Annotated in this window: 4 protein-coding genes; 2 read left to right on the forward strand and 2 right to left on the reverse strand. The window is 66.0% G+C overall.

The genetic code is table 11. The features are described from left to right. Window positions 1-92: 92 nt before the first annotated feature. Window positions 93-3,938: a phosphoribosylformylglycinamidine synthase gene (locus tag B5G20_RS09750; protein ID WP_087356718.1), complete on the reverse strand. Its 3,846-nt coding sequence runs from the start codon at window positions 3,936-3,938 to the stop codon at window positions 93-95. 300 nt (window positions 3,939-4,238) lie between these two features. Here B5G20_RS09750 and B5G20_RS09755 point away from each other — a divergent pair, with 300 nt between their 5' ends. Together B5G20_RS09755 and B5G20_RS09760 are read left to right on the forward strand one after the other, a co-directional pair. After that, the gene (locus B5G20_RS09755) at window positions 4,239-4,508 is read left to right on the forward strand and encodes a helix-turn-helix domain-containing protein (RefSeq protein ID WP_204207768.1); all 270 of its coding nucleotides are present in this window, start codon (window positions 4,239-4,241) and stop codon (window positions 4,506-4,508) included. Window positions 4,509-4,711: 203 nt separating this feature from the next. Further along, entirely contained in the window at window positions 4,712-6,187 is a 1,476-nt protein-coding gene (locus B5G20_RS09760; protein WP_087356720.1) for a PTS transporter subunit EIIB, read from the forward strand. Between the two features lie 227 nt (window positions 6,188-6,414). Here B5G20_RS09760 and B5G20_RS09765 read toward each other — a convergent pair whose 3' ends face one another. Continuing rightward, window positions 6,415-7,761 (reverse strand): homoserine dehydrogenase, encoded by a 1,347-nt coding sequence (locus tag B5G20_RS09765; protein WP_087356721.1) that lies wholly within the window; start codon window positions 7,759-7,761, stop codon window positions 6,415-6,417. Window positions 7,762-7,928 lie beyond the last annotated feature (167 nt).

Raw genomic sequence — 7,928 nt, forward strand, 5'->3', positions numbered from 1 at the left:
CGGAGGGGTCTCCAACAGACGTTCCGCGGCCGTACGACGACGGGGGCGTCCGCTGGGGCCTTCCGGGGCCTTCTGCTTGGATAGGGGCGCGCTTATGCGAAGTACGCCACGCCACCTTCAAAGAGCGGCATGAACTTCTCGCCAGGGACGTTCTGGTAAAGACCGACTCCGCGGCGCTCCACGTGGCCCATCTTGCCAAAGACGCGGCCGTCGGGGCTCGTGATGCCCTCGATGGCGCAGACGGAGCCGTTGGGATTGACGTTGAGCGACATGCTCGGAACACCGGTCTCGTCAACGTACTGCGTGGCAATCTGCCCGTCCTCGCGCAGCTCGTTGAGCACCTGGTCGTTGGCTACAAAGCGACCCTCGCCGTGACTGATTGCCACGGTGTAAACCTCGCCGGGCTTGCAGGCCGAGAGCCAGGGGGAGAGGTCGCTCGCCACGCGGGTGCGCACCAGACGGCTCTGGTGGCGGCCGATGGTGTTAAAGGTGAGCGTGGGCGCGTCCGGCGTGGCATCCACGATGTCGCCATAGGGCACGAGCCCGAGCTTCACGAGCGCCTGGAAGCCGTTGCAGATGCCGAGCATGAGACCATCGCGTGCCTGGAGCAGGTCGCGCACCGCATCGGTAACCTCGGGCGCGCGGAAGAACGCCGTGATGAACTTGGCGGAGCCATCGGGCTCGTCGCCGCCGGAGAAGCCGCCGGGGATCATGACGATCTGGCTCTCGCGGATGCGGCGGGCGAGCTCACGGGTGCTCTTGGCAACCGCCTCGGGCGTGAGGTTGTTGATGACGAAGGTGTCGCAGGTGGCGCCCGCGGCCTCAAAGGCGCGCGCGGTGTCGTACTCGCAGTTGTTGCCCGGGAAGACCGGGATGATCACGCGCGGGCGGGCGAACTTCTCGCCGGCGTAGACGGGTGCGATGCGGCCCGTCTCGGCGCAGCGATAGGTGACGGTTTCCACGGCGGGCGCTGCGGCGGCTTCCTCGGCGCTGGTGCGGTAGGGGAACACGCCCTCCAGGGTGCCCTCCCAAGCCTCTTGCAGCTCAGCGAGGTCGATCGTCTCGTCGAAAGCCTCGAACGTATAGGCCTCGGTGGTGCGTCCCAGCTCCACCACGGTTGCGCCCTCGATGGAAGGCAGCTCCTCGTCGTCGGCAAGCTCAACGATGAAGCAACCGTAGGCGTTGTCGAGCAGGTCGCGCGCCTCGGCCTCGTAGTAGGCATCCGAGATGGCAAAGCCCAGACGGTTGCCCACACATGCTTTGAAGAGGGCCTCGGCCAAGCCGCCAAAGCCCGCCGTGGACGCGGCGAGTGCGGCACCGGAGTGCGCAAGCGCCTCGACGCCCTCAAACACCGCTGCCAGCGAAGTGGGATCCGGCAGCAGGTCATCGGCGCTGTAGGCGGGCTCGATGAGCACCACGCGGTGGCCGGCGCCCTTGAACTCGGGGGAGACGATCTGGTCGATTGAGCCGGTTGCCACGGCAAAGCTCACAAGCGTGGGCGGCACGTCGAGGTCCTCAAAGGAGCCGGACATGGAGTCCTTGCCGCCGATGGCGCCGATGCCCAGGTCGACCTGCGCCATGAGCGCGCCGAGTACGGCCGCCATGGGCTTGCCCCAGCGCTCGGGCACGTCGCGCAGGCGCTCGAAGTACTCCTGGAACGAAAGGTAGGCGCGCTTGTGGTCAAAGCCCGTCGCCACGAGTTTGGCGACGCTCTCCACGACCGAGAGGTAGGCACCGCGGTACTGGTCAGCCGCCATGATGTAGGGATTAAAGCCCCAGGCCATGCCTGAGACGGTGGTGGTCTCGCCCATCACCGGGAACTTGGCGACCATCGCCTGCGCCGGGGTGAGCTGGGTGTGCCCGCCGAAGGGCATGAGCACGGTGCCTGCGCCGATGGTGGAGTCAAACCGCTCCGAGAGGCCCTTGTTGGAGGCCACGTTGAGGTTGGTTACGAGTGCGCGCATGGCGTCGGCGAAGGAGCCGACCTCCTCGGCGCCGGGCGGCAGGGGGATGGTGCTCTCGTACACGTTCTCCAGGCTGCCGAACTCGTCGAGCGCCGCGCTTGCAAGCTCGCTCTCGGGGTCGATGGGGGCAATGCCCTGCTCAACTACATGCACGCGCTGATGCTTGGGCGCGCCATTGGAAGCCAGGAAATCGCGCGAGAGGTCCACGATCACGTCGCCGTCCCAAGCCATGCGGACGCGCTTCTCGTGCGTGACCTCGGCGATGACCGTCGCCTCGAGGTTCTCCTCCTCAGCGTAGCCCATAAACTCGTCCACGTCGTCCTCGGCCACGGCAACCGCCATGCGCTCTTGGCTCTCGCTGATCGCAAGCTCAGTGCCGTCGAGGCCCTCGTACTTCTTGGTGACCTGGTCGAGGTCGATATAGAGACCGTCGGCGAGCTCGCCCACGGCAACCGAGACGCCGCCCGCGCCAAAGTCGTTGCAGCGCTTGATGAGCCGGCACGCGTCGCCGCGGCGGAAGAGGCGCTGCAGCTTGCGCTCCATGGGGGCGTTGCCCTTCTGCACCTCGGCGCCGTCCTTCTCGATGGACTCGACGTTGTGCGCCTTGGAGCTACCCGTGGCGCCGCCGATGCCGTCGCGACCGGTGCGACCGCCGAGCAGGATGATCTTGTCGCCGGGCTGCGGCTCTTCGCGGCGCACGTGGCTCGCGGGCGTGGCGCCCACGACGGCGCCGATCTCCATGCGTTTGGCCACATAGCCGGGGTGATAGAGCTCCGAGACCTGCCCGGTGGCCAGTCCGATTTGGTTGCCGTAGCTCGAGTAGCCGGCGGCCGCGGTGGTCACGATCTTGCGCTGGGGGAGCTTGCCGGCAAGCGTCTCAGAGACGGGGACGGTGGGGTCAGCCGCACCGGTGACCCGCATGGCCTGGTAGACGTAGCTGCGCCCCGAGAGCGGGTCGCGGATGGCGCCGCCGATGCAGGTGGCCGCGCCGCCGAAGGGCTCGATCTCGGTCGGGTGGTTGTGGGTCTCGTTCTTAAAGAGGAAAAGCCAATCCTGATCCTCGCCGTCTACGTCAACGGTGACCTTCACGGTGCAGGCGTTGATCTCCTCTGACTCGTCGAGGCCGGTGAGCTTGCCGGTTGCTTTGAGGTACTTGGCGCCGATGGTGCCCATGTCCATGAGGCAGACGGGCTTCTCGTCGCGGCCAAGCTCATGGCGCATCTCGAGGTAGCGGTCAAAGGCCTCCTGCACCACAGCGTCATCGATCTGGATATCGTCGAGCACGGTACCGAAGGTGGTGTGGCGGCAGTGGTCCGACCAGTAGGTGTCGATCACGCGAATCTCGGTGATCGTGGGGTCGCGATGCTCGCCGGTAAAGTACTCCTGGCAGAACGTGATGTCGGCAAGGTCCATGGCGAGCCCGCGCTCGGCGATGAACGCGGCGAGGCCCCCCTCGTCGAGCTCGCGGAAGCCGTGGAGCACCTCGACCGGCTCGGGGTCGGGAATCTCCACCTCAAGGGTCTCGGGCTTCTCGAGCGAGGCGATGCGCGACTCGACGGGGTTCACCACGTAGTGCTCGATGGTGGCGATGGCGTCGTCGGTGAGCTCACCTTCGAGGATGTAAACCTTTGCGGCGCGAACGGTCGGGCGCTCGCCCTGGCTGATGAGCTGAATGCACTCGCTCGCGGAGTCCGCGCGCTGGTCGAACTGCCCAGGCAGCGACTCGACGGCAAAGACGTGCGCGCCGGCAACCTCGGGGAGCTCGTCGTAGGCGTTGTCCACCTGCGGCTCGGAGAAGACCGTCGTGACGCAGGTGCGGAAGAGCCCCTCGTCGATACCCTCGACGTCATAGCGGTTGATGAGTCGAAGTCCCGTAAGTCCCTCGATGCCAAGGGTGCCCGTGAGCTCGCTCTTGAGCTGCTGCGCCTCGACGTCAAAGCCCGGCTTCTTCTCAACGTAGATGCGAGAGACCATTCAAGCCTGCCCTTCTGTTGGGTGTGATGCATACCGTCTCTATGATACGACAGCACTGCCTCCGATTCTCCCCGTCGTTTGCATAGACATAATAGAACATATGTTCTAAGATAGCAAGAACAATAGTTCGATATTTGTAGAACGCTTCTAAAGTACTACAAATATATGGTATTCTGGCGGTCGCCATGTGGGAAATCGACCTGTACGGTATCTGGGATTGGCTGACGGAGCAGGAGGAGCAGTCGGATCGAGGTTGAGCTTATGGGGACGTCCTATCGAGAATTCAGACAGATGCATCCCGTGTCTGACGAGGCAATGGATGCGGCTCGGGCGGCCACCGAGGAGAAAATCCGGGCGTATGAGCTGCGCGAGGCCCGAAAGGCGTGCGGGCTCACGCAGGAGCAGGTTTCGGAGCGCATGGGCGTTGGACAAAAACGAGTCTCTGCGGTCGAGACGGGTAAGATCGACACGCTAAAGGTTGACACCTTGCGACGCTATGTTGCCGCGCTAGGGGGGACGCTCTGCATCACGGCGGAGCTCCCGCAGGGGGCAGTGCGCCTTTCGCTCTGACTGAGTGGTGATGCTGCCGGTGCGTTGCCGTGAGGCATGGGCGGAAGCGTCTCCGCATGCGTGGCGCTTGGCTTCTGCATGGTTGGACTGAGTTTGACCTCATGCAGGGGAGGGGGGTTGAACGATAATCGGTTCGATTGTTTACATGGGCACTGTTCGGGTGTTGCTTGGGGTGGGTTTGTGGAGCGAGAAAGAGGGGCGATATGGCTTCTGATGAAGTTGAGGCGCTGGCCCGTGCGGTGCTTGCGGGCGTGGGCGGGGCGGAGAACGTTGCCTCGGCAACGCATTGCATGACGCGCCTGCGTCTGGTGCTTTGCGATGAGGGGGCGGCGGACGAGGCTGCCGTGAAGGAGATCCCGGGCGTGCTCGGAGCAGTGCGCCAGGGCGGGCAGTTTCAGGTTATTATCGGGCCCGACGTGGCGCGGGTCTCTGATGCGCTCGAGAGCCTGCGGGCGACGTCTGGCCAAAGCGCTTCAGTCGGCTCGGCCGAATCGGCGGCCGGTTCGGCGCCGGTGGCGGCTGGGGTGCCGACGAAGGATACGCCCAGTTTGCACGATGTGGACGATGCGGGCGGACGGTCCGGCGCCGCCGATACAAAGCTTCTGCCCCTTTGTACCGCGCGTGGGGCGCTTGAGCTTCTGACCGCCTCGGTGGTGCCCTGCGTGGATTACCTCGGTGCCGCGGCCATCCTTCGCGGGGCGCTGTGGCTGCTCGCGAGCTGTGGGGTCGGCGCCGAGCAGGGGAGTGTGCTCGCCTTGCTCATCGGCCTGGCAGACGTCTCGTTCTATCTGCTTCCGGTCTTGGTTGCCTTCTCTGCCGCCCGTAAACTCAATGTGAGCGTTTGGCCGCCGGTCGGTATAGCCGCCGTTCAGGCCTATGCGTTTGCGGTTGCGCCGGGATCGGTTCCGGGTCCGCTTGGCGGGCTGCCTTTCTTGGAGCGCGGTGCCGGGCTCGTCTTCTCGGCCGTGGTCACCGCCTGGCTTTGCGCGCTGGTGGAGCGCGCCGTAGCCCCCCGGGTCCCCACCGTTACCCGTAGTGTGCTTGCGCCGCTTGCGGTACTCACGGTAGTTGGCGCTGGCATGGGCTTTGTTGTTGGTCCGCTTGTCATGAGCGCCTGCGGAGCCGTCTCGTTTGCCGTGCACACGGTCTTTCTCTGCTGGCCCGTGGCAACGGCGCTGGTTATTGGGGCTGTTTGGCAGCTTGTGGTTGCGCGCGGCCTCCATTGGCTTTTTACGCCGCTTCTGCTGGGCGAGCTCGTTGCTCTGGGGAGCGACCCCATCATGCTTGTCACCGTTATTCCGCAGCTAAGCCAGGCGGGCACTGCCCTTGGTGCCGCCCTGGTAGCATCCGACGCCGCGCGCCGCCACCAGGCGCTCGCCACGACGGGTCAGGCGCTCTTTGGCAAGACGGAGCCTGCGCTCTACGGCTTTACGCTTGCGGTGCCACACCTGCAGGCGGCTGCGAATGTTGCTTCTGGCCTTGCGGCGGCTGCAGCCATCGCACTCGGCGGAACGTTCTATGGGGTGACGGGCGGCGTCTTGGGCATCTTGGGCACGGTTGGCCCGGAGGGCGCGGGTGCCCCGACGGTGGCGTATCTTGCGGCTGCGGCAGTGGCCCTGATCTGTGCCGGCGTCTCTGCGGCCGTTGCGTTTCGGATGCGGCGCGGCGTCTCAAAGTAGGTCGTACGCTGCGTTCTGGCAAACTGCTAGGTAACGAACTGCGGCAATGACGGAATGCAACCTCCGCCATTGCCGCAGTTTGACATGTACTGGGTGTTTTCGAGCGCCTTACAGGTTAATCTGCGGCAACGGTGAATTCTTATGGTTGGGGCTGCTGGAGGAGTCGGTCCGTCGGGTTTCGCCCATGGGTCCGATACCCGGTAACCCGCCAGCGGCCATCCCTCTGCCTAGTTCTCCTCCACGCCGTCCGTCCAGGCGGCAACATCTTCAATGCGAATGACGCTCGCCACGCGCTCTACCTCGTCGAGGGCCGAGAGCGCCTCGCAGGCACGCCGCACGTCGCGCTCCACTGCCCGGTGCGTCAGGAACACGACAGAGCAGCGCGTGCCATCGCCATCTTTGAGCTGGTGGATCGTAGAGATGGAGATGCCGGCGTCCGCAAAGGCGGCAACCACGGGGGCGAGGGCGCCCACGCGGTCCTCAACCATAAGGCGGATGTAGTAGCGAGTCTCAAGCTCGTCGATCGGCCGCAAGCCGAGCACGCGGTCGTACGGCTCAACCTCGGGCATCGGGCCTTCGCCGCGCGCGATGGCGTCGGCCAGCTCGAGCACGTCGCCCACCACGGCGCTCGCGGTGGGGAAGGAGCCCGCCCCCGCGCCGTAGAACATGGTCTCGCCCACGGCGTCGCCCACCACAAAGACGGCGTTCATGGCGCCCGACACGCCGGCGAGCATGTGTCCCTCGGGAATCATCGTGGGGTGCACGCGCACGTCCACGCCCTCGGGGGTGTTCCGCGCGATGCCGAGGAGCTTCACGCGGTAGCCGAGCTCGCGCGCCTGGGCGATGTCGGCGGCCGAAACGTCGCGGATGCCCTGCATGTAGACGTCGTCGGTGGTCACGCGCGTGTGGAAGGCAATCGACGAGAGGATGGCCACCTTGCTCGCCGCGTCAAAGCCGTCCACGTCGGCCGTGGGGTCGGCCTCGGCGTACCCCAGGCGCTGCGCCTCGGCGAGGACCTCGTCGTAGTCGAGCCCCTCGGCCTCCATGCGGGTGAGCATGTAGTTGGTGGTGCCGTTTAAGATGCCCGCCACGGTGAGGATCTCGTTGCCGGTGAGGGCGTGCTCGAGCGCGTTGACGATGGGGATGCCGCCCGCCGCAGCTGCCTCGCATTTAAGCTGGACGCCGTGCTCGGCGGCAAGGCGTGCGAGCCGTTCCACGTGCCGGCCGAGCAGCGCCTTGTTGGCCGTGACCACGTGCTTGCCCGCGGCAAAGGCCTCCTCAAAGATCTCGGTTGCGGGGTGCTCGCCGCCGATGAGCTCCACCACGATATCCACGGCGGGGTCCGCCACAAGCTCGTGCCAGTCGGTTGTGAGCGTGCCGGCGGGGAGCCCCAACTCGGCCTCGCGCTCCGGACGCATGTCGCACACGCGGCTCACGGTGAGGTCGATTCCGTAGGCCCGGGCGTACTCGCTGCGGTGCCGCAAGATGGTGCGGACGGTGCCGCCGCCCACGGTGCCGAGCCCGATGACGCCCACACCCACGGTGCGGACGGTCTTTTGTGCTGTTGCTGTCATGGTGTTCCCTTCGAGCGTCGTGGTTTGCCGCCGTATCAAGGCCGTCTGCCGCGGGCCGCGCCCGGAGCGCGCCGCGGCGGTTGCCGCAACGCCCCCGTGGGCCCTTGCCGGTCCCGGGTCGCCCGGGTATCGGGCGCCGGGTCTCACCCCCGCCCCCCCCCGTGTCC

It is taken from the genome of Collinsella sp. An7 (genome assembly GCF_002159335.1).
GTDB lineage: Bacteria > Actinomycetota > Coriobacteriia > Coriobacteriales > Coriobacteriaceae > Coprousia.

Excerpts from the sequence above, each read along its gene's own strand:
- B5G20_RS09750 (WP_087356718.1), bottom strand. The coding sequence starts at position 3,938 with ATGGTCTCTCGCATCTACGTTGAGAAGAAGCCGGGCTTTGACGTCGAG.
- B5G20_RS09760 (WP_087356720.1), top strand. The coding sequence starts at position 4,712 with ATGGCTTCTGATGAAGTTGAGGCGCTGGCCCGTGCGGTGCTTGCGGGC.
- B5G20_RS09765 (WP_087356721.1), bottom strand. The coding sequence starts at position 7,761 with ATGACAGCAACAGCACAAAAGACCGTCCGCACCGTGGGTGTGGGCGTC.